The organism is Leuconostoc sp. XM4 (genome assembly GCF_055698815.1).
The window spans coordinates 1697448-1721883 of record NZ_CP134507.1; the positions used below are offsets into that span (position 1 = coordinate 1697448).

A 24436-nucleotide genomic window follows, 5' to 3' on the forward strand; every position below is an offset into this window, starting at 1 on the left:
ACTATTTCTCCCAATATAATGGCATTCGTGTCACATCTTGTGTCGGCGCACCTTCATTTGCCAGTAATTGCCACACTTTACCAGCTTTATAATCTAAGCGCAGATTACTTTTAGCCAAACTTGAATCAACTTTACTGATAAGGGGCAATGTTACTTGTTTTTTAATTTCATTTAAGTATTGCTGCCCCGTTGAAGTAAATCCTAGAATACGCAAATATGGGTCCTGCATAGCTGCTTGCATCTGGTCTACCTTAATATTAAGCAAAGTATATAATAATGTACGCTGTATTCGAGTAAACGTATAACGTTTAGATTTGGTCGATTTAATAAAGCTTTGATAGCTTTGTGGACCAGAATCATTTAGAGCTGTTTTAGCAAAACGATGCTCCAACCCCTCAGCCATTTGATAAATTTGACCTAGTTGACCAACTGTATCTGTTGTTAACCGGTACTTCAGCATTGACCAGAAATTACTTTCGAAATCAATAGTATTGGCAGCGGTAGCCAATGCTACTTTGGTCGCTTCAGGCACCACATTTTTGATTTTTTCAGTTTTTCCCTTGTGTAAAGCTAAACGAATAGATGACGCTGAGGCAATCGATTGTTCGTCTGTAAAGTTGGCATCATGATAATTTGCTTCAGCGCGTTGAATAGGTATAATGCCAATGTTAGCCTGTTGGTTTAGAATAGCACTAGCATAACCAAGCGCTAGAATATCATTAGGCTCTTCCAGTTTAAAGCTAGTTTCAGCCTCTAATTGTTTAGCATACGCACTAGCAAAGGTTTGCGTATGATTCTTAAATTCTTGTCCTTCTGCAATAGTTGGTGCTTGTTTAGCTATGGATAGAAAATCAACCTCTGGATGCTCACTGCCAAATACAATATTATCGACACCAAGAGCGGATAATAATTGAATCGCTCCATCAGCAAAAATATGACTTGGTTGCACTGCAAAAAAAGTGGGTAACTCAATGACTAAATCCACACCATTTTCCAAAGCCATTTGTGTTCTTTGCCATTTGTCAAATAAGGCTGGTTCACCACGTTGCACAAAGTTACCAGACATAACGGCCACCACTACATCCGCACCAGTTAATTTCTTGGCCTGTTGAATATGATAAATATGCCCATTATGAAATGGATTATATTCCGTTATTATTCCGACTGCTTGCATTATTTCACCGCCCTAAAAAACCAACGTTCTGTGTTTTCATCAATATTATTTTGTCCAAAGTTCGCAAAAACTTCAATATTATGAAAACCAGCACTTCTTAAGGTTTCTTGATATGTCTTTAAATCATAGGTTTGCTCATGATGAATTTCGCGCATAATCTTAAAAGCGTCAATTGCCTCATCATACACAAAAAACTTTAAGTCATGGTCAACACTATTCTCTTGCTCACCAGGATAACTAGTCCACATAAAAATGTTTTCATCGTCGTCATCATTATTGTAGTAATAATTATCGTACAGCACGTTAACCTGGTAAGGTGTTATCACATCAAATAAAAATTGTCCGCCAACCGCTAAATGGTCATACACTTGTTGAATAGCTAATTTAAAATCAGATAAATTTGGTAAATAATTTAAAGCATCTGCAAAACTAACAATGATAGGGTATTCCTTTTTCCAATCAGAAAAGTCACGCATGTCAGCTTGCAACAAAGATAAGTCAACGTTTGCATCATTAGCATGCTTTTGTGCCAATGACAGCATTTCAGGTGACAAGTCTAGCACATCAACAGTGTAGCCAAGCTGTGCTAATAAAACTGCTAATCGTCCAGCACCCCCACCTAAATCCATAATAGATGTAGCTTTACTATTTTTTGTCACGAAATCAACCCACTCTTGATATAATTCTGAATCAAACAGTTGGTCATATTTTTCCGCAAATGTAGAGTAATTGTTATTTATTTCATTATTCATAATTTTAATTTTAACATGGTGTCGGTCTGAACGGTTATATTATTGTTCTTACAAACTAAAAAATCGAGACATTGGCCTCGATTTTGCTTAATTTTCTGTTAATAGATTATCAAGATTAACATAGGGGGCATCATTCCACAAACGTTCTAGGTTGTAAAAATCGCGACCTTCTGTCGAGAATATGTGGACGATAACATCCCCTAAGTCCATAAGAACCCATTCCCCTGCTTGGAATCCTTCCATAAAGCGAACCGATCCGCCCGCTTCTTGTATTTTATCTTTAACTTCCGTAGCAATAGCTTGCACCTGTCGTGTAGACGCAGCGTCTGCAATGACGAAGTAATCTGCCATTAAGCTCACTTTGCGCATATCAAGTGCAACAATATTATTTGCTTTCTTATTATCAACTGCCTCCACGGCAGTATTTAAAGTATCTTGTACATTTAATGCTGTTGTTGTCATATTTTATTTTTCTTTCTTAACCCAATAATTATACGTTTCAAGTGATTTAGGATAAATTGGTGTTTCTTTGTGAATCAAACGTGCTAAGGTATGAACGATTTGATATTTAATGCCTTGCGCTAAACTTTGGTCAGTAATCGTACGGGCTTCCTCTACCCCTTTGAAATCACGACCTAATTCTAAATAATCTGCCATAAATATAACTTGTGACAACTTATTCATACTAGCGCCCGCACCTGTTGTGTGCTGACGGACAGCAGTTAATATATCTTCATCAACAATTCCTAGCTCGTTACGGATCATTTCCGCCCCAACAATACCATGCCAGACATAATTTCCCCAGTTAATCAAATCTGGATCCATATGCTGGGTTTCAATAACCTTTAAAAAATCATTATCTGATCGCTCTTTGGCATAATCATGGACTAAAGCAGCAACTTCTGCCTTGTCAACATCAACATCATTGGCCTTGGCCAATTTCACTGCATAGTCTCGTACACGCAAAACATGCTGGTAACGATAATCAGATAATTTTTCGGAAATTTTTGCTTCTAAATCAGTAATCGTACCATTAAAATACTTAGTCATATAAGCCTCTATACAAATCGTACTCTCGAATAAATAGCGCTTCACGTTCTGGCACCAAATAATTAATACTCTGATTCATACGAATTCGTGTCCGTACTTCTGAAGCGCTGACGCTAATATTTGGAACATCAAACCATAGCACGGGATAATCGGACGTTGTCTCTTGTCCAGAATGGACACCTGCAGCAAACGTAACAATTTGACTTAACTCATCAATATGATCCCAAGTGGGTAACTTTCTAACTGTATTTGCACCCATGATAAAATAATATTCATTTTCTGGATGCGTATCCACAAGTTCTTTCATTGATTGGTAAGTATGAGATTCACCGCCATTACGGATTTCCAATAATTCAAGTTCAAAAAAAGGATTATCCAAAATTGCCATGTGAACCAATTGCATTCGATAAGACGGTTCAATTGCGCTAGCATGAGTAGCATCAACCGGCTGTGCATTAGGCATCCAATAAACTTTTTCGAGTCCAAGCTGTTTCCCAACACATTCTGCTAAAACCAACTGCCCAACGTGCGGTGGATTAAAGGTACCACCAAAAATTCCAATACGATGTTTGGCCTCACTTGGTTCTAGTTCTAATTGATGTTTTAGTGCAGTTGTTGATGTTCCAATCATAGCCATCTCCTCAGATTTTTGCTAGATCTAATGAAATCTTCTTATATTTGTCTTCTTTTGCTGGTAAATACAAAACAACCGTACGACCAATTGTCTGTGCAACCGTAATATCTGAATGTGCTTCAATAAAATCAGCAACTTCTTTTGCTGTTTCGTCAGCACTTTGCTGCAAACTAATTTTGACTAGCTCTCTTTTAGCCAGTGCCAGAACAATTTCATCAACCCAATTCTGAGTCAATCCATTCTTTCCAACTGAAAAAATTGGCGATAACGTGTTTGCTTGTGAACGTAAATAACGTTTTTGTTTTCCTGTTAATTGCATTAAATCATTGCCTTTCGAATGAGGACGCTGACGCCCTTTGGTGCCCAACCAGCTACTTTTATACCAGCCGGTACGCTAATCCAACCTAAACCTGAAAAGACAATGTCACTGTCTTCAGTAATGCTGAATTCGTGTTTGATTAGATTTTGTAGCTGACTTGGTGCTGGTACTAGCAGCCCACCTGCATGCTGTTCATAAAAATCATCCGCACCGATAAGCTTCGTACGGTGCAAATTCAAGTTATTTTCAAAATAAGCCGTTATGGCACTACGCGCACCACTGATAAAATCAAAACGTGCCAGGCCGCCAATAAAAATTGTTTGTTCTGGATTTAATTGATACGTCCGTGGCTTAATTTCATTTTTTGGTAGTGCAAACTTTAAGTCCTTATCGGTTAGCACATGAGCCATCTGATCGCGCTTAATAATTCCTGGTGTGTCAATTAGTTGCTGACCATCTTCCAATGGAATTTCAATGCGATCAAGTGTGGTCCCTGGAAATCTCGATGTAGTAATCAAATTTTGAATGCCTGTGCGAGACTTGATAATTTGATTGATTAATGTTGATTTACCAACGTTGGTAACCCCAACGACGAAGACATCACGTCCGTCACGGAAATTATCGATGGTATCCAATAAGTCGTCTAAATTTTTGGGACGGGTTGCAGACGTCAAGAAGACGTCGACGGGTTGAATACCTTGTGCCTTCAATTCAGTGCGCAGCCAATTTTTCAAACGATTCTTATTTAATAGCTTAGGTAATAAATCAACCTTGTTAGCTACTACTAAAATTGGATTATCTTTTCCAACAAAGCGAGGTAATCCAGAAATTGCAGAACCAGTTACATCAAACACATCAATAACATAAACAATCAATGCCTTGGTATCTGAAATTTGATGAAGCAAGTTGGCAAAATCATCATCAGTAAGTTCTACTGGCTGAATTTCGTTATAGTGACGTAAACGAAAACAACGTTGACAAAATAATTCTTCACTGCTAATGGATTTTTTGAGGGCGCTCATTGGCAAGTAACCTATTTTGTCTTTATCTTCGACTTGCATCAAAGCGCCACAGCCAATGCAGCGCAATCCTTCATTTAATTGTTCTTGAACATATTCATCAGTAATTTCAGTTGTCACGTAACGTTTTCTCCCATTTTAAGTGTGGATGTGCTTGAAACACAATTTTTTTGACATATTTCTCAATCCGACGATTTAACCATGTTTGCCACATGTCTGACTCAATTAAGCGTTGTACAAGTACACTACGTACGCCAGCACTATGCGCTGCCCAGACATCAGTCAACAGTTGGTCTCCCACCATAATGACTTCTTGTCGCTTTAAATGGTGCGTGCGCAATACATGCAAGATACCTCGCGGCAATGGTTTTAACGACCATGAAACAAATTTGACATCAAGTGGTTTAACTGCTTTTTCGACGCGTTTCGTAGTATTATTAGAAACCACAATTAATTCAATACCACCATCCCGTAAATCTTGTAACCACTGCTTTAATTCAGGTGTTCCATCTGGGTTGTTCCACGCTAACAATGTATTATCTAAATCCGCGAGTACAGTTTTAATACCACGCGCTTTCAAATCTTCAACAGTTAAATCGTAAATTCGTTCAACCATATATGTTGGTGTAAAGTGTTCTAAGCGCATTATGTCCCATCGTCCGTTTATTTTATTCTTTTCCCATTATAACAAAAAAACACGTATGTCGTGTTACGTGTTTGACTAATACCAATTATTAACTTGCCAATGAGCAATAGCATTAGCAACAGTTCCATAGCGAGCAGAGATATACTTCTGCATTGCTTCTAACTGGACTGCATAATTACCATGATAATCTTTTCCCGGAACATATTGCGCGTAGTAATTTTCAGACAGCTGACCAATACCATAGTATGCACCGTTTTGAGCATTGACGTTTCCGCCACTTTCATGTTGGATTAACCATTGTATGTCTGATGATGCAACCGGTGTTTCTGTTATGGTTGTATTCTGTGTTGACTGATTACTTTCTGCAACGACCTGTGTTGGTTGCGTCTCATTCACTGTAGCAGCTGTTTTTGACACTTCGGCAGTCGTTGTTGCAGAAGATACACTGGTTACTTGCGCTATATCTGCAGCTTTTTCTTGTGCTTCACTTGGTTTTAAATTCGCTTTAACTTCATTTTTCTCACTAGAAGTTACTACTTTTTTAGGTATTGCTTCAACTTTAGTAAGCTTAACATCCGTAAATGATGAAATGGCAGAACTAACTGCTTTGACATTCACGGTTTGATTCATACTGGCGGCTTCAGCAGGCTGGTTTTCTGTTTCAAGTTGCGTTCCCAAAACAACTAAAGATAAACCAGTTAATAGGGCACTTATTATTATTATTCTCTTCATCATGTAATCCATTGTGCCGCCAAAATATTACGTAAATATTACAAATGGTGATAAAAACGTGGTCTAAAAATACTTAATATACAAAACTTTGATAAGCGTTTAACTAAATGTGTAATATTTAGTAATGTGGTAACCAATTAGTTACCACAATCAGTGCAATCATTATTAAATACATTGACCAACCCCATACAATGTGACCCAAAAATTCAGAGAAATGTTCTGAAAACGGTTGTTTTAAAGCGGATGGAATGGTTTTCGTAGCTGGTAAAATAATAATATGGAAAATGATCCAAATCACAATACCATACACGCTACCTTGTCCAAACGTAACAATAGGGAAATATTGATCAAGCAAAACTAACAATACACCGAAGGCAATCGAAAAAGAAAAGTGCATGATTAGCGCTACATAGTGCACTTTTTGATCAGTAGCATAATAAAAATAGGCGTGCGTCCATTTTCGTGGTATACCCATTTGTTGCAGCAACCGCTGTGGCGGATTAGTTTCATCACGTTCTTGTGTTCTTGGTGGTAAAATCGCTTCCCAGCCGATTTTAACCATTCCAGAAATAACCCCTGCAATCGTTCCAATTACAACGACAGCCAACAAAAATTTCAACATAAATTTCTCCCTTACCAACTAAAATATTTCACTTTTTATACTACACGTTATTTTTATATTACAAAAGAGCAACACTCATAAGAAGGTCGCTCTTTTGTTCAAACTATTAAGCATTAACCACTGTGAAACGCTTTTTTTCCGAACTTGGTTTAATAATTTCTGACACAATTGCTTTGGCCATCGTACCACTATTTGTAACGGATTCGTTATCTTCACCAAAAAGCAGATAGTCTGTTCCTAACTTATATGGGGTTGCTTCGCCTGCTTGGAAAGTAATACCAGGTGATACACCAGTCCAATTGACATTATCAATATTTCGTAAAAAGTCTAGTTCCTTTTTCTGATTATCTGGTATTGATACCCAAGAAGCAGCATCTGGCAATTTTTTTAAATCCTCTAATAGTAAATGGTTGTCTTCCCCAGTCATCAAGCTGCCTGCACCTAAAATAAAGATTAACCGTGGAACAGTTGTTTCTCGGAACAGTCCAATAAGATAGGCTGCTAAATCAATATGTCGATATGCCAGCGCAGGAGCTGTAGCAAATGCATTAATAATTACATCAAACTGCAACAATTCTTCTTTAGTCAATGCAAACGCATCTTTTTCCAAGACTTTTGCGTCCTGACCAAGTGTTTTATGCGCTTTGACAGTAGATCTTACAATCGCGGTAACATCAAATCCCTGATCGAAAGCTTCTTGATATACTGCAGAGCCAGCCATACCTGTTGCGCCAATAACACCAATTTTAATTGCCATGTTTGCCTTCTTTCTTAATACTAATTACTTAAAGATCTTAAAGCGTGCATCATCCGTCATGTATTCTTTAGTACCTGCTGGTGCTTCAATTGATCCAAATGGCATCTGACCACGTAAGTTCCATGATTCAGGTATATCAAATGCTGTATGTACGTCGTCATCTATCAAAGGATTATAGTGTTGCAGGCTGGCACCAATGTCATTTGCTGCCAAGGCTTGCCAAACATTAATCTGGGCCATACCATTTGCTTGATCAGCCCAAATTGGAAAGTTTTCCGCATATAAAGAAAGCTGTTCTTGATATTGCTGAACAATATCATCATCCGTGAAGAACAGGATTGTTCCAACGCCCGCCTTGAAACTATCAACTTTTTGACGAGTTGCTTTGTAACTTTCTTCATCAGGAACTTCTGACTTTAATCTTTCGGCAACTATTTCCCATAATTTATCAGATGATTCACCAAATAAAATCGCAGCTCTGACCGTTTGGTTGTTAAAAGAGCTTGGTGATTCTTTAATTGCTGACTGAATTAATTGGGCAATGTCCTCATTGTTATCAGCTACATTCTTGCCTAATGCATAAATCGATCGCCTTTTCTTAATTGTTTCAATATAATCTTGATTAACCATGTGTGACACCTCTTTCATTTTGTAGTATACTTTTAATTATAGACTGTAACAATACTTGTTACAGGTAAATCATACTACGGATAATGAAAATTTGTCAAGAAAAAAGTATCGAAATGATACTAGAAAGTGAACATAACCATGAAATACTCTACTAAGTTAAGTGATGCTATACATATTCTAACTTATATCGTCATTAATCAAGGCACTGACCTGTCAAGCACACAAATTGCTAAGAGTGTCAACTCTAACCCCGTGGTTATTCGACGGATTATGTCACAGCTCAAAAATGATGGTTGTTTATTATCTAGTAATGGACGTGCAGATCCAAAATTAGCTCGTCCAGCCGACACAATTAGTTTATTAGATATTTATCGCGCTGTGGAGGAAGACACCTCATTTCTCAAAATTGACACCAAAACAAATCAAAATTGTAATGTTGGTAGTCACATTCAGACAACTTTGGATAAATACTATAATCAAGTACAAGAAGCTGCCGAAAAAGAAATGAATAAAATTAAATTAGCCGATATCATCAAGGAAATTCAAATAGACAATTAAATCAAAAAGCCAAAGGTCAAAAGGACCTTTGGCTTTTCACTATATATACAGAAAACTTATGCTGACACAGCATTTCCATTATTATCAAATTGGTAAACCTTACCCTGAGCACTTATTAAAGCACTATCTTTTGTTTGTACACCAGTGACTTCATCAAAATGTTGTAAGCTGTCGTCAACTGCTTTAAAACCTTTGATAAGTTGATAATTAGCATCTGTTAAATACCAATTACCTTGATACTCGAAATAATCATTTTTTACAGCGACACCTTGTGTTGCATTGAAATAATAACTCAAGTTAGTATCTGGATCCACAATGATAGCATCTTTCACTTGCTCACCGTTTTGATCGAAGTATCTTAGTACACCATCTTGCAATACAAACCCTGTTTTCGCACGACCACTATCATCTAACAACATATATTTACCATCTGCTAATTGATAATACTGATTTGTGATCAAATTTCCTGTGTTATCAAACGCATAGGTAATACCATTAATCTTCTGAACACCAGTTACTAGGCGACCATCAGTGGCACTCGTATAGAAAGTATCACCGTCTGCATTAATGAATTCACCTTTACTTTGATGACCATCATTATAGAAATATTGTTTTTTACCATTAATTGTTTGGAAACCAGTGACAGCATGGCCATTACCATCAAAATAGAACCATTGATTCTTACTGTTTTGCACATAACGTAGGATAGCTAAGTTACCACTACCTGGTTCAAAGTAATACTTATAACCATCAGTGCCAATCACAAACTTATCCTTAACCTGCACACCATTTTGATCAAAATACTGTTGATGTCCATCAATCGTTGCAAGCCCTGATTTAAGCATTACACCAGCATCATCAAAGTAATACGCATTTCCATTTTGATCAGTTATATATTGGTCAAAAACTTGATGACCTTTCTTATCGAAATAAACAATTGTACCATCTTCGTTTTGTAAGAAGCTCTTGACCAGTTCGATACCATTAGGTAAGAAGAAGTAAGTATGGTTATTAATCTTTTGCAAACCTGTTACTAAATGACCTGTTTTATCAAAATAATAATAGTTATTATCATCATCTTGAATAAATGCATTTTGGGCACGATAACCACTTAATGTATAATAGATGATTCCTTTATCATCGTGTGTAAAGCCAGTTTCTGACAGATCATTAGTTAACTGTTTTGGTAAGTAGTCACCATCCTCAGTGTTCGAAACGACCTTAAAGTACTTATTAGAACCCATATCTTTCAATACGTATCCAGCACCTTTACCTTGGATGTTAGAGCCATTGAAGTACTTAGCCGCCCACTCAGTAATCTTTACACTGCCATCAATTGGAACGCCAGTTGAGATTTGATTCACTTTAAATAGGGATGGATAGAGTGCCTGTAACTCTTCTAAGAAGGCACCACCATACATCTCTTGATATTGACCACCCCCACGACTTTGTACAACATATAAGGCATTGTCAATATCAGAATCTGTATCGTCATCTCCAAATGAATTTGTTCTTGTGACAGTAGCTAATTCTTGCTCTGGCAAATTATAAATTTGGTCCGGCACCCAATCGGCAATGGCTTGAATACCGCTAGCATGTAAGGCTTTAATAGCATCGCGCAACTGATCAGCAGTTCCATATTTTGTCGGTGTGCCATAACCTAAGTCATAACGATCCGTGAATGCATACCCGTTTTGAATAATTGAATCCAAGAAACTTGTATCTGTACTTGAACGATATTGTGGTGCCAATTGGAAGCTTGTCACACCCCATTGCTTAAATTGGTCCGCATTCTGAGCGATGACTACGTTTGTATATTCACTGCTGTCTGTAGCAAATGCTTGGAAGTTTGAGAAACCTTCGTAGATGACTTGAGAATCAAGAGCAGCGTTTGAATGGAACACTTTATCACTCGTGTTTGTTGTTGTATCAGAGGCCGTTCGTGCATCTTGATCTTGTTGCGCACCTACCGGAACCCAAACTGCCAAGTAACCAGAAACTTGTGGATTTTGTACACCATAAATTGATTCATTCGTAAAAATCAAATCGCCGTTAGCATCTGTGTACGCCACAGGTGCATTTTCATCAGTATCATAATAAGCTAATCCATCTGCAGTTGTTGATAACAAAGCACGATAAGCTTGGTTCTTATGAGCTGCCCCCATGTGCAATGTGACTGTATGCCCATCCTCTAATTGTAGCTCCGCGTTGTTGCTGACGATGACCCCAACACCTTCAGTACGCGTCTCAGATGTTCCAGTGTCAGAAGCCGTCATGGCATTTTTACCATAGCGAACACTGGTTAACACGTCATTACTATCAACGGACATCGATTGGCCACCAGCAACATATTGAACTCTAGCCTTTAGCAAAGTGTTAATCGCATCATAGTATGGTGACTTTGTTGCCATATATTGACCATCATCTGTATATAAATCGCCATAATAGACACGAGGAACAGTATCCTTATTGGTTAGCAACATCGCATAAGCACTAGCCATATTATATTGTGTGTACTTTTTGTCTGCTAATTTTTCATCTTCATTGTATACTTTGAAAGCAGCTGCCAATTGTTCTGTTGTTGGTGCTAAACTATTTTCAACATCAGGATACAAATCGGAAACAATTTGGGCAATAACCGTTTGCACTTCGCTGTCGTGTGCACGTACAAAGCTGTAATTAGGAATGGCTTCGTTTTCTGTACTATCATTAGATCGATCAACCATATAATAATCCACGAAGCGCTGCATTGTACCTCGTATGTCAGATGATTTTGTTAGAGACCAGATTAATTGTGTGTGCACATAATCATCCATGGTTAATTGATTGCTTCCTTGATCTGTTACATACAAAGGATCATTGTGACTCCAATCTTCCAAAATTGAAAGATGCTGATTAGCAGTAGCATCATTTTGATCAACACCGTAAGCTAGTTTGAAATAATCGGCAGCAATTTGTAACAAATCAGCATCCACATTGTCGACTGCATCTACACGAATACCATCAAAATTAGCATCCGCGTCGTTGGCCGTAATCGTACCAAAATTCATTAAATAATATAACCAATTCAATTGTTCTGCTTGTACTACAGGGTTTGAATTATCAACGTCATTGGCTAACAACAATTCAAAACCACCTTTTGAATTATCTAAATTATACGCTTGTTCACCAGTCTGGTTTGTTGGTGTCCGATTAAGTAGTCTAAAGTTTGAATTAGCATCAGGTGTCAGTGGACTGTTGACATAAGTTAATGCGCCATTTTGTAAATGGTCATTGCTCATATCTTCACTAGTTTCATTCCACTGTGGTTGCGTGACAATGAAGGCCGCCATTGCATCCTTTAACCACTCTGTACTTTGTTGCGCACTAATTTTCATTTCAATTGATTTTTGAACATAGTTACTTGCTTCATTTAATAAGCTTTGGCTATCCCCAGTTTCAAAACTGTCCGCATTACTGATAAACCCTAAATCAGCCATGTAATTTAAATAATTGACCTGGGTGTTCTTATCTGGCCACCACACTGACAATATTGGTCTGAAATCTGTATCTGTAGAAGGTTCCCAGTCTGTTCCGTTACGTAAAATATCTGTTGGACGATACCATGAACTAGCTGTTAAATAGCCGTCAATATTTTCAAAGTCCTCAGCATCCGTTCCGTGGGCTGCATTATGTTCGCTATAATCCGTGTTTTGTGTCGTCAAACCTTCTTTTATTTCAGAAGTTGTGTTAGAAACTTCTTGCCCTGTTTCCTGATCAAATGTCATTATTTGACCATCAATCACACCAGAGAAGCCTTTTTTTAGTTGCCCAAGATTATCAAAATAATAATTTTTGCCCTCGATGTTCTTAATACCGGTAGCAGCGTGTCCTTTATCATCAAAGTAGTATGTTGTACCATTTTCAGATTGGTAATATTGATTAAAAATTTGTTGCCCTTCATCGTTAAAAGCAACTATGTTCCCATCAATGCTTTGCAGACCAGTTAACTCATCACCTGAGTCCTTATCAAAATAATATGTTTGATTATCAATTGTGACATACTGTCCTTTGACTTGTTTACCACTCTCGTCAAAATATTGAATATTGTTGTCTATCGTTGATAAACCTTTAGCATTTTTGCCATCATCAAAATAATAATACCAACTACCGTCTTTTTCAACGTACTTGCCGCTAACTTGTTGTGTTTCGTCAGTTGTCGTTTCAGCAGGATCAGTGTCAGTTGAAGCAACTGCTGATTCCTCATCTTTGCTAGTAACATTGGTTTGAGCGACTTCATCTTGTTTGTTATCGACTTTTTCATTATCAAGTGCATGATCATCTGACTGTTTTTCTGTCACATTATTATCAGCAGATTGCGTTGTGTCGCTTGCAGCTGTTGTTACATTATCATTAGTAGCTGCAGACTGTACTTTATCATTTTCTTCGGTAACCGTAGTGTTCTGCTGCGTATCCGTTGTATTATCTGAAACAGATTGAACGTTATTCGCACTCACATCAGGTACACTACTGTCTCCCAAAACACTTGGTGTTGCTAAAGCAAATGAGGCGGTTAATGCAAAAGCACAAACCCCACCAACTACCCAACTTTTCCCAACTTTATAAAGCTTTTTCCGCATTACTTTTTCTGTAAATGGCATAAATTTTCTCCTTATAATATTCTCTTCTATTACATTGAAAAATTATAACTTAATTTATTTGTAAAAACAGTAAAAATTTCAATACACAATCGACATATTTTTAAAAAACATTGTAAAAACAGTCAATCAGAGAATTATATTAATATTATAAACATTAATTTTTTTATAAAAAAAACATTGTTAACTTATCTAGTGATAAGTTAACAATGTTAATTATTATTAATTAGTCATTAATTTTATTGATTATAAAATAATAAAAAAATAAAATAAAATCACATAATATATAAAAGAGGTATTTAACAAGACTAGTATGTCTCGTAATAAATATACGAAATAATGAAATTAGTATTTTTATAAATAAATCGTGTTGGTAATAATAAATATAAAGTAATTAAAAATAAATATCATTGTTATTTATTACATCATATTCTAATCTTTTTGTATACTTTAGAAATTATAAGCAACATCGCTAGTATAACGGCTTCCAATGCCGATGCAAAATATCGGTGTCCATTTGTTTTAGGGAGCTGTAACCCATTATTTTTGGATTGATTTATTTTCTGTTTTTCAATATCTTTTTGAGAAACTACATCATTGGCGTTATCTTTTGATTCTAAATTATCCGTATGCAATGTCTTTCCTTCATTCTGGTTTTGCTCACTTTTGTGGTAACTACTTGTCTCCCCAATGATAGCAGCTAAATCATTTTTCTTTAATTGATCGGCTGAAAAAGTGCTTTGATCAGAATTGTGATCGGCTTGATAATAACTCTCTAACCCTTGATTAGGTACGTTATCTGCATCGTTAGCTGAAACTTGCTTTTCTTGAACTTGATTGTTGTTTTCAGTAGGTGAGCACTCTTCTTTGACTATCATTTCCTCTATGGCATCACCGCTTGTTTTGGATGTACTTAAGGTATTACTTTTAAAGTTCTCCGTATTGTCTCGCCCTTTTTTAGTATCAATGCTGTCTGCAACATCTTTGTCCTCAATACTATTTGAGGCCTCTTGATTATTTAAACTGTTCTTGCCATCGATACCATTTTGACCATCTTTGCCGTTTACGCCATCTTTGCCGTCGACACCATTTTGACCATCTTTGCCGTTTACGCCATCTTTGCCGTCAACACCGTTCTGACCGTCTATACCGTTTACGCCATCTTTGCCGTCGACACCATTTTGACCATCTTTGCCGTTTACGCCATCTTTGCCGTCAACACCGTTCTGACCGTCTATACCGTTTACGCCATCTTTACCATCGACACCATTTTGACCATCAATACCGTTTACGCCATCTTTGCCGTCGACACCATTCTGACCATCTTTGCCGTTTACGCCATCTTTGCCGTCGACACCATTTTGACCATCTTTGCCGTTTACGCCATCTTTGCCGTCGACACCGTTCTGACCATCAATGCCGTTTACACCATTTTTGCCGTTTACACCATTTTTGCCATCGACACCATTTTGACCATCTTTGCCGTTTACGCCATCTTTGCCGTCGACACCGTTCTGACCATCTTTGCCGTTTACGCCATTTTTGCCATCGACACCGTTCTGACCATCAATACCGTTTACGCCATTTTTGCCATCGACACCATTCTGACCATCGATGCCGTTTACGCCATTTTTACCATCGACACCATTCTGACCATCGATGCCGTTTACGCCATTTTTACCATCGATACCGTTCTGACCGTCTATACCGTTTACGCCGTCTTTGCCATCAACACCGTTCTGACCGTCTATACCGTTTACGCCGTTCTTGCCATCAACACCGTTCTGACCATCTTTGCCGTTTACGCCATTTTTGCCATCGATACCATTTTGACCATCAATACCGTTTACGCCGTCTTTTCCATCAACACCGTTCTGACCGTCTATACCGTTTACGCCGTTCTTGCCATCAACACCGTTCTGACCATCGATGCCGTTTACGCCATCTTTGCCATCGACACCATTTTGACCATCTTTGCCGTTTACGCCATCTTTACCATCGACACCATTTTGACCATCAATACCGTTTACGCCATCTTTTCCGTCTTGGCCGTTCTTGCCATCAACAGAATAAGTATAAATCACCCAAACATTCTGTTTTGGATTAGAAATATTTTTTTGCTCAGTAAATACACCGCCATTACCATCTGCTGTATAAGTATAATGTAGTAATCCATCATTAGAATTGGTAATGCCTGCCACTTCTTGATTAAATGTTTCTGGAATCTCATATGTGGTTACATCTTCGTCTGAATTATTGCTAATGAAATTACCTACTTCATCGTAATAAGATTGACCACTAGTTCCTTTAATAGTTTGCGTCGACTGTAATTCTTTGCCATGTATCCTCTTAAGAACATAGTGAACTGTGACTTCAGATTGATTTTTCACGCTTGATTCTGTCAAAGCTGGGCTAGTTGCTGCACCATAACCCTTCTGATTATTTTCAGGTGTTCTTGTATCATTTGATACTTCATTTTCCTGATGAACTTCGGGATCTGAATCAGTAATTTCTGCTACTAATGGTTGAATATTATTGTTTTTTTCGTACGTTATAGTATTTAAATGATAAGTAACCGTAACTGGATCAATCTTTTCCGGCTTTTTCAAAAATGCTAGTTCATCAGAATTCATATTATGATTTTCATGCCACCAACGCGCATTTTTATTCATCGGAACTGCACCAATATACAATGTTGGTTTATCCGTTGTAAAATCTGTAAAAGATACACCTTCTTCAATAGCATAATGTTGTGGGTTGGTATCCTCATCCCAATTTGGGGATTGGAAATCAGCACTTGTGTTTACATAGGCAAGTCCATCAGGGGCATTGTCTACAATGCCATCAGCGCTGATATAATCTAAGCCAATTGTTGATTGCTCATTAATAATAGCTGTTTTGGCGTCATTCGTTTGAACATACTCTTTGCGATTACCATTCCAGTTATCCCACTCTGGACCAGCAAAATTTGTCGAACTTAAGGACCCAGACAAGAAATATACTTTAGGTTCCTCATTTGAACCAGGAACCTTAGAAATCGGTACAACTTCATGACTATCACTATAGGTAAACCAGAAAGTTGTTTGCCAATTTAGATTCGTTGCCCATATGTTATCAACGGCATTACTACTGATAGCTAAATGCGGAATGCCAGACTCCTTATAGTTGTTAGTGTCATTCCAATTGCCATTTTGTAATTGAAAATCATGGAAAATTTCGTGAAAATCGACACTTCGCTTATTACCATCAGCATCCTCGATACTTCCTGAACGTGACCACGTTTTTTCGATTGTAGCATTCAATACCTGTGGCCCTACATATTCCCATACTTTCGTACTATCGCTGAGATTTGAATGTGAACCAATACCCGTGCAGATTTTACTGGGTTCTATATTCGACGTTGGACTACTCTCATCCGCCGGTTTTGAAGTATCAAAATCCAATGCTTGTTTAGCAGCTGATGTTGCAATCTGTGTTTTGCCATCCTTATTTTGCTGTTTCCCCTTATGTAAAGCTGATTCGTATTCTTCAGTATGTTGATTAAATCGTTGATTATTTTGCTGTTGCGTCTTTTCGGCATTCTGTAGTTCAGAAATTTGTTGTGCATAGTCACTTGCAATATCGTTTTTAACCTTAGCAATATCCTCCGTATGCTCAGAATCACTCACTATATTACTTCGGGTGGGTTCCTGTTTAACAACAACCCCCACACTTTCAGCCGATTCAACAGCACTAACAATTTCCGTATCATCTACCGCCATAGATGTCTGATGGTCCGATGGATTCTCTGATACGAGAACGACATCTTTATCATTTTGAACTAAACTGCTTTGCTCTGTAGTCTTTCCATCATCAGCACTGACAACTGTTACAGATGCGTTAAACAACACCACAGCAACCGTTGCAGTTATCCATAATTTCCCTGACTTATATAATTTATATTGATCTTTTCTATTTTCCATATGCTCCCCCGAGTAATTATTGTAAGTGTTCATTATATCATTTTGATAAACGTTAAACAATAATTGTATAACTTTAGCAAACATTTAAATGAAAAAAATATCCTTGATTTCTTTATCAAGTCCTTTAGCAATTTTTTTAGCCGTTGGTGGTGATGGATGCTTCTTATTATTTAAATATTCTGTCATCAATGAATAATTGACCCCTATTCTTTTGGAAAAAATCGCAATACTTTCCCCACGTATTGCGATTTCCTTTCTGACTGAAGTAGCATCTCGAAATTGTAGTGTTAGTGACATTTATCTTCCCCATTCTTTATCATAGTGTCATTATATAGGCGTTGTATCACATTGTCAAACGTTTTATATTCTGTTTTGCAACTTATTGTGTTTATGTTTGTTTTTCATTTGTATATAATAAAAGTAAACAACTAACAGGAGGGTTTGCATATATGGTAACAAAAGAACAGTTCGGCCAAAAAATTAAACATATTAGAGAAAAAAAGCATTATACTGTTCGTCAAGCTGCCCTACAAGGTAATTTTTCATCCGCCTATTTATCTCAGATTGAAAATGGCAATAAAAATATTCCTAAAGTCGAAACACTTTATCGCATTGCTAAAGGACTGAGAATATCAAAAGATGAAATATTACATATTGCCGGAATTACTTCCCATACTTCACCTAAACACCCCAATAGTGTAGATCTTGGCAAACAATTTGCCGATGATGATTTGCTCTTGTCTTTTGAAGGAAAACCTTTATCCCCAGAATATCGCGAAGCAATTTTGTCCATACTCCGCACCTTGCCAGATGTCGATGAAAAAACAAAAGAGGATTAATTTTCAGTGTACATAGATGACAGAATTTCAAACTATCTTGAACAAATCGTGCAAAAAAATGGTTTGACATTAATACATATTGATGGCACAGAACTTGACCCAGATCTGGCCAATGGTCGTAAAAGAGCTATCATCATCAACAATAATTACAAAACAAATTTCAGTCGCTATTTTCGAATTGCGCATGAAATATCTCATTTAATTTATACAAGAAGCAACGATACTTACGCGTTTTCTCCTCTTTCAAAATTATCAGATGAAACGGAGGCTAATTTACATGCTATCCAAATTTTAGTAGATTTTTATTTCTCAGAAATCCCCTTAAAACAAGAACGTTGGGAACGGCGGTTTCACTTTATTGAAGCGTTTGGTCTTGGTCAAATAACGCATCTTGTTGAAAAAATATTAGCATAAAAAAAGTGCCACCAATTAATTGATGACACTTTTTTGTGTTATTAGCTAAATTCGGTTAGCTTTTAATCAGCTCTCCAGAATTTGCGTCATAATATTTTTGGCTACCGTCAGCTTGTGTTACTGCGGCTCCCTTAACTTGATGACCATTGGCATCAAAATACAGTTGTTGTCCATTTATATTTTGTTCCCCAGTTACAGCAACACCATTAGCACCAAAATATGCCCATGATCCGTCTGATATTCGTTCAAAGCGGTTCGTAATCATTTCGCCAGAATCCGCATCGTAGTAGCGCATCTTACCATCAGTAGTCGTATATTCACGACCCTTAACTTGGTTACCATTGCTTTCAAAGAACAAATGTTGACCATTAATGACTTGTGCGCCGGTTACTATGTTACCTTTTTTATTAAAGTACGCCCATGATCCATCTGATAACTTTTCAAAACGATTAGTGATCATTTCACCAGAATTAGCATCATAATAATGCACTTTGCCCTTTTTATCAGTCGCTTCCTTACCTTTAATCTGTTGTCCGTCAGCGTCAAAGAACAATTTTTGCCCACTAATTGTCTGTGCACCAGTTACAGCGATACCGTCAGCACCAAAGTATGACCATGTACCATCTGTGTTTTCACCAAAGCGGTTCGTCACCATATCACCAGAATCAGTGTCAAAGTAGCGTAGCTTTCCGTCTGCATCTTTCACGGAAGTCCCTTTGACCTGAATACCATTCTTATCAAAGTATTGGATATGCTCCTGCCCATCAACAGTCACGGTTGTTAAGCCAGCATTAGCCATAACACCATTTTTGTCAAAGTAACGCCAAGTTTTATTAGCCAACATGTAGTATCCATCAACAGCTTGTTTGCCATATTGATTGAAATAATAAACATTGCCTTTACTATCTTCTAAGATAGCATCTTGTAATTCAATACCATTAGGCAAGAAGTAATAATTATTATCATTGACTGTCTGGAAACCATATGTCATATAACCATTCTTGTCAAAGTAATACCAATTAGATTTATCATCTTGGATGAATGTATCTTTTGCCTGGTATCCACTTGTAGAATAATATGTCATCCCACCATCAGTTGAAATAAATCCAGTGTTTGATTCTTCATTCGTCAACTGCTTTGGCAAAAATACACTGTTGTTGCTTGAAGTGCTTACCTTGAAGTACTCATTTGTAGCCCAGTCCTTAAGGACATAGTAAGCACCACGACCTTGAATGTTAGTACCGTTAAAGTACTTAGCGGACCATTCTTTTATCTTTTCACTAGCATCCATTGGTACGCCGGTTGAAATTTGATTTTTTTCGAATAGAGCAGGGTACAATTTCTTGATTTCATCAAGGAACTCTCCACCATATAGTGCCTGATATTCTCCGCCACCAATGGTTTGTGAAGCATACAATGTTTTATTAATTACAGAATCTTGATTATAGATTCCTGAGTTGTTGACACGCTGTACCGCAACCACTTCTTTACCTGTCAAATTATAAATCTGGTCTGGTACCCAATCTGCCATTGCCTTGATACCTGTCTCATGCAAAGCTTTAATAGCTGTACGGAGTTGATCTACAGTACCATACTTCGTTGGTGTATTGAATCCAAGATCATAACGATCAGTAAATGCATAACCATTTTGAATAATTGAATCTAAGAAACTATTATCTGTACTTGAGCGATATTGTGGTGGGAACTCGAAGTTCGTAATTCCCCAACTCTTGTATAAATCAGTATTGTTTGCAATTTGTACATTAGCATATTCAGCTTCTGTGGTTGGTGTAGATTGGAAGTTAGAGAAACTTTCATAAATAACTTGAGAATCAAGTGCGGCATTTGAATGCAATGTTTGTCCATCAGTAGTTGTTGCTGTACTACTTTCAGTTCGCGCATCTTGAGTATCTGAAGCACCAACGGGTACCCAGACCGCCAAGTATCCAGAAACTTGTGGATTTGCTGTGCCAACAATATCTGAACTATTGAAAATAAGTTGCCCATTACTATTTGTATATCTTATTAAGCTTTGTGAGACATCACTATCAGATACATAAGTATCTATGCCATCTTTAGTTGTTAACAAAGCAGGACGATAAGCCTGGTTTTTGTGCGCTATGCCCATATCTACAACTACTTGATCTGTACTGCTCAACTTCAAATCTGGGTTATTACTTTCAATTACCGCAATACCTTGCGTACGCGTTTCATTTGTCCCTGCATCGGTAGCAGTCATGGCACCATTACCATAACGAACTGATGTCAAAATGCCTCTATAACTGTCAGCAGCCATACTACTATCACCTTGCATATATTTCATAGACATTGTTTGCCCGCCAGAAACATACTTGATACGAGACTTCAGCAAAGTATCAATTGCATCGTAATAAAGTGACTTTGTTGCCATGTATTGACCATCATCTGTATACATATCACCATAGTACACACGTGGCACTGTATCTTTGTTCGTTAGTATTGTGGCGTAAGTACTTGGAATGTTATATTGTGTGAATTCTTTATCTGTTTTCAATTGATCAGCATTATAAATTTTAAATGCTTCTGTTAATTGGTCCATCGTTGGTGATAAGCCATCAGAATCCGGATCAATTCTTTGTTTAATAATTTCAGCAATAACTGTTTGTACTTCACTATCATGTGCACGAACAAAAGAATAATTTGGTTGTGCGGTATTATCTGTCGAATCATTTGTACGATCAACTAAACTATTTGTCAAAAATGGTTCTAATCCACTTCTTTTATTACCATATTGATCGACTGCTGGCATAGTGAGTGAGTATTTTAATGACAAACGCAATTTATTATCCATTGACAATTGATTGTCGCCATTGTCTTTCACATATTAAGCATCATTGTCACTCCAGTCTTCAAGAATGGAAACATGTTGATTCGAAATTGCATCACTCTTATCGACGCCATATGCTGCCTTGAAATAATCAGCTGCAATTTGCAATAAGTCGGCATCAACATTATCAACAGCATCTACTCGAATACTATCAAAGTTAGCATCTGCATCGTTATTAGTAATTGATCCAAAGTTTAACAAGTAATACATCCAATTTAGTTGTTCTGCTTGAACAACTGGGTTTGAATTATCCACATCATTGGCCAAGAGGAAGTCATAACCACCTTGAGTTGGATCTGTCGTATACAAAGGCGTGCCTGTTTGATTTGTTGCTGTGCGATTAAGTAATCGATAATCAGAATTGGCATCTGGTGTTTTATCACTATTGACATACAACAATGCACCACCTTGCAAATGATCAGTTCCTTTTGATTCACTAGCAATATTCCAATTTGATTGGCTATCAACAAATTTTGAAATGTCATCCTTTAGCCATTGTGTTTGGCCTTCTTGACTAATTTTTTCTTCAATTTTCACTTGAATGTTCTGTGCTGCTTTGTTCAAAGCATCTTGACTGTCATCTGAAGTATAAACAGTTTCCGTTTCAGTGGCATCTAAATACTTCATCGCATTCAAATAGTTTACTTGTGTTGCCTTATCTGGCCACCAAGTCATTAACAATGGTCGTAAATCGTCATCCTTTGATGATTCCCAGTTTTGACCGTTGACTAATATGTCCTTAGGCCTGTACCAACTGTCGGCTGTTAGGTACCCGTCAACGTTTGTATAACTATCAGAAGATGTACCAACTGAGGCATTATGCTCCGTATAAGTATTATTTTCACTAGTCAATCCTTCTAAAAATTGATAGTCATTTGTATCAGCTAATGCGCCAGTCTCTTTATCAAAATAAAGTACCTTACCATCAATTACGGTAGCAAAATTCTTTTTTACTTGATCATCATCGTCGTAATAATATGTTTTGCCATCAATCGTTTTCAGATTCTTTGAACTAGCTTCTAATGCTGCAGTAGTATCGGCCGTCTTCGAATTGTTATCAATCGTTTGACTTTTTTGTGCCGATGAACTTACATCTTTATCGCTCGCTGTAGTTGCTGTTTTATCATCCGTTGATGTAGCCGCTGTTGTTGTAGCCTTATCATCCGTTGATGTAGCCGCTGTTGTTGTAGCCTTATCATCTGTTGATGTAGCTGCTGTTGTTGCAGCTTTATCATCTGTTGATGTGTCTGCTGTTGTTGCAGCTTTATCATCTGTTGATGTATCTGCTGTTGTTGCAGCTTTATCATCTGTTGATGTATCTGCTGTTGTTGCAGCTTTATCATCTGTCGATGTAGCTGCTGTTGTTGCAGCTTTATCATCTGTTGATGTATCTGCTGTTGTTGCAGCCTTATCATCTGTTGTGATTGATTTGTCAGACGTAGTCGCATCCAAATTCGATTGATCGACTGCCGTGGCCACTACTACCCCATTGTTTTGTGAAACATCAGCTTGTGCTTGTTGAATAAAACTGGTAACACCAATTATTGAAACACTCCCTGCAATGACTAACATTTTCCCAGATTTATACATCTTTTTCCGGAAAACGCTTGTTGCATTTCTATTTCTCATTTACTTCTTCCCTTCATTCTTTCCCTTTTTGGCACAAATAACTACTATATTCTCTAATCAAAACGGTTATTTGTGCTTGTGAGATCCTAAACATTTATGACTAAGAATGTTTTGTCAACAAATGTTTTTTACAAACGTTAATCATTAAAACTAACTATTTTAATATATAATGAAACAAATATTTAAAATAAATTATGCAGAATTGAATAATTAGAAAATATTAAGGTTATTTTAATATATAATAAGTCACTGCTTTTAAATAAAATATAAAAAATTAAATAATTATAGGTTACTGAGGATATGAATAATAAAAAAGGATCTGTTATCAAAGAAATTAGGAAAATACGAGGAATATCTCAACAACGGTTGGGTGTTTTAATTGGATCACAATCAATGGTGTCTAGAATAGAGAACAATAAGACAGAACCAACTGATCACACCATACTTTTACTGTGTGACGCCCTAAACATTTCATTCGAAGAATATTTTTCGGCCGTTTTTGGAAAAAAAAAAACAACTTAAAAACCCTGACAACTGTTTTAAGTCAATATTATCAAGACAATGATCGTCAAAAATTGGATCAATTAACGCAATTATTACAAAGTGATACAATCAAGAATCCTAGCGACCCATTCATGCGTCATTATTATTTAATGTCGCTGTCTACTTTGTATCACTTAGATTTCCTAGTCGCATCAATCGACGATCAGAATGAATTGATTGATTACTTTTTTAATATTAGTTATTGGCAGTTCTATGACTTATGTTTACTGGCGAATGTAGTTAACATGATACATGTTGAAAGAATTACACCTTACATATCTGACATACTTAAACAGTACGCTACGAATAATATTCCAACGGCATCCGTTGAAACTGTGAGCAAAATATTGATTAACGCTTTGGAAACAAGTATTATACAAAAAAAAGATGACTTTACTAGATACCTATTAGATAAAATTAAAAAATATAAATTTCACACCGATGACTTTAAGTTTCAAACGTGGCTACTATTTTGGACTGGGGTGTTTGAGAATAATAATAACAAAATTAGGCACGCCTATAGTATTGCTACGTACCTACATCAAAATATTACTTTAAAAAATTTTGATAAGTTTTTAACAATTACTCAAACACCAAGTCCTTTTTTTGAAGACACTAAAAAAGACACACCTAAAAGCTAAACTCTTAGATGT

At 36.9% G+C, this 24436-nt stretch carries 20 protein-coding genes and 1 pseudogene; 5 read left to right on the forward strand and 16 right to left on the reverse strand.

Annotation, left to right across the window (positions count from 1 at the left end):
* Position 1: 1 nt before the first annotated feature.
* The 12 genes from RHP64_RS08610 to RHP64_RS08665 form a co-directional block, all read right to left on the reverse strand.
* Positions 2-1174 (reverse strand): nucleotidyltransferase, encoded by a 1173-nt coding sequence (locus RHP64_RS08610; protein ID WP_025268451.1) that lies wholly within the window; start codon positions 1172-1174, stop codon positions 2-4.
* Complete coding sequence (locus tag RHP64_RS08615) at positions 1174-1926, reverse strand: class I SAM-dependent DNA methyltransferase (RefSeq protein ID WP_002815760.1); 753 nt, start codon at positions 1924-1926, stop codon at positions 1174-1176. The genes RHP64_RS08610 and RHP64_RS08615 overlap by 1 nt, the downstream gene beginning before the upstream one ends.
* Before the next feature lie 87 nt (positions 1927-2013).
* On the reverse strand, positions 2014-2388 hold the full coding sequence (rsfS, locus tag RHP64_RS08620; protein WP_011680340.1) for a ribosome silencing factor: 375 nt from the start codon (positions 2386-2388) through the stop codon (positions 2014-2016).
* Between the two features lie 3 nt (positions 2389-2391).
* The gene (yqeK, locus tag RHP64_RS08625; RefSeq protein WP_011680341.1) at positions 2392-2976 is read right to left on the reverse strand and encodes a bis(5'-nucleosyl)-tetraphosphatase (symmetrical) YqeK; all 585 of its coding nucleotides are present in this window, start codon (positions 2974-2976) and stop codon (positions 2392-2394) included.
* Positions 2969-3607, reverse strand: coding sequence for a nicotinate-nucleotide adenylyltransferase (locus tag RHP64_RS08630; protein ID WP_014325085.1), 639 nt, complete (start codon positions 3605-3607; stop codon positions 2969-2971). Before RHP64_RS08630 ends, yqeK begins: the two co-directional genes overlap by 8 nt.
* Positions 3608-3617: 10 nt before the next feature.
* Entirely contained in the window at positions 3618-3929 is a 312-nt protein-coding gene (gene yhbY, locus RHP64_RS08635) for a ribosome assembly RNA-binding protein YhbY (RefSeq protein WP_002815764.1), read from the reverse strand.
* Positions 3929-5068, reverse strand: a complete 1140-nt coding sequence (gene yqeH, locus RHP64_RS08640) for a ribosome biogenesis GTPase YqeH (protein WP_011680343.1) — start codon at positions 5066-5068, stop codon at positions 3929-3931. The genes yhbY and yqeH overlap by 1 nt, the downstream gene beginning before the upstream one ends.
* The gene (locus RHP64_RS08645) at positions 5058-5594 is read right to left on the reverse strand and encodes a YqeG family HAD IIIA-type phosphatase (RefSeq protein ID WP_011680344.1); all 537 of its coding nucleotides are present in this window, start codon (positions 5592-5594) and stop codon (positions 5058-5060) included. The genes yqeH and RHP64_RS08645 overlap by 11 nt, the downstream gene beginning before the upstream one ends.
* Positions 5595-5669: 75 nt before the next feature.
* Complete coding sequence (locus RHP64_RS08650; RefSeq protein ID WP_025268455.1) at positions 5670-6338, reverse strand: aggregation-promoting factor C-terminal-like domain-containing protein; 669 nt, start codon at positions 6336-6338, stop codon at positions 5670-5672.
* A 106-nt stretch (positions 6339-6444) separates the two neighbouring features.
* Entirely contained in the window at positions 6445-6948 is a 504-nt protein-coding gene (locus RHP64_RS08655) for a DUF1440 domain-containing protein (protein ID WP_025268456.1), read from the reverse strand.
* 106 nt (positions 6949-7054) lie between these two features.
* Entirely contained in the window at positions 7055-7705 is a 651-nt protein-coding gene (locus RHP64_RS08660) for an NAD(P)-dependent oxidoreductase (RefSeq protein ID WP_025268457.1), read from the reverse strand.
* 24 nt (positions 7706-7729) lie between these two features.
* Positions 7730-8335, reverse strand: a complete 606-nt coding sequence (locus tag RHP64_RS08665) for a nitroreductase family protein (protein ID WP_011680346.1) — start codon at positions 8333-8335, stop codon at positions 7730-7732.
* A gap of 138 nt (positions 8336-8473) precedes the next feature.
* On the opposite strand from RHP64_RS08665, the gene RHP64_RS08670 reads away from it, so the two are divergent.
* Entirely contained in the window at positions 8474-8893 is a 420-nt protein-coding gene (locus RHP64_RS08670) for an Rrf2 family transcriptional regulator (protein WP_011680347.1), read from the forward strand.
* A gap of 56 nt (positions 8894-8949) precedes the next feature.
* Here the strand turns inward: RHP64_RS08670 and RHP64_RS08675 are convergent, their stop codons facing one another.
* From RHP64_RS08675 to RHP64_RS08685, 3 genes are all read right to left on the reverse strand, one after another.
* The gene (locus RHP64_RS08675; protein ID WP_025268459.1) at positions 8950-13533 is read right to left on the reverse strand and encodes a glycoside hydrolase family 70 protein; all 4584 of its coding nucleotides are present in this window, start codon (positions 13531-13533) and stop codon (positions 8950-8952) included.
* Positions 13534-13955: 422 nt separating this feature from the next.
* Positions 13956-17492, reverse strand: coding sequence for a KxYKxGKxW signal peptide domain-containing protein (locus RHP64_RS08680; RefSeq protein ID WP_038534170.1), 3537 nt, complete (start codon positions 17490-17492; stop codon positions 13956-13958).
* Positions 17493-17576: 84 nt separating this feature from the next.
* Positions 17577-17789 (reverse strand): helix-turn-helix domain-containing protein, encoded by a 213-nt coding sequence (locus tag RHP64_RS08685; RefSeq protein WP_011680350.1) that lies wholly within the window; start codon positions 17787-17789, stop codon positions 17577-17579.
* Between the two features lie 152 nt (positions 17790-17941).
* Here RHP64_RS08685 and RHP64_RS08690 point away from each other — a divergent pair, with 152 nt between their 5' ends.
* Both RHP64_RS08690 and RHP64_RS08695 read left to right on the forward strand, forming a co-directional pair.
* Positions 17942-18331, forward strand: a complete 390-nt coding sequence (locus RHP64_RS08690; protein ID WP_011680351.1) for a helix-turn-helix domain-containing protein — start codon at positions 17942-17944, stop codon at positions 18329-18331.
* A gap of 6 nt (positions 18332-18337) precedes the next feature.
* A complete protein-coding gene (locus RHP64_RS08695) occupies positions 18338-18745 on the forward strand; it encodes an ImmA/IrrE family metallo-endopeptidase (protein WP_150288643.1) in 408 nt (135 codons plus the stop codon).
* A gap of 55 nt (positions 18746-18800) precedes the next feature.
* Here the strand turns inward: RHP64_RS08695 and RHP64_RS08700 are convergent.
* Positions 18801-23240 (reverse strand): annotated as a pseudogene (locus RHP64_RS08700) (glycoside hydrolase family 70 protein).
* A gap of 300 nt (positions 23241-23540) precedes the next feature.
* On the opposite strand from RHP64_RS08700, the gene RHP64_RS08705 reads away from it, so the two are divergent.
* Positions 23541-23762 carry a helix-turn-helix domain-containing protein gene (locus RHP64_RS08705; protein WP_025268462.1) on the forward strand — a complete coding sequence of 74 codons (222 nt, stop codon included), beginning with the start codon at positions 23541-23543 and terminating at the stop codon, positions 23760-23762.
* A 53-nt stretch (positions 23763-23815) separates the two neighbouring features.
* On the forward strand, positions 23816-24424 hold the full coding sequence (locus tag RHP64_RS08710; RefSeq protein ID WP_462785044.1) for an Rgg family transcriptional regulator: 609 nt from the start codon (positions 23816-23818) through the stop codon (positions 24422-24424).
* The last annotated feature ends 12 nt before the right edge of the window (positions 24425-24436 follow it).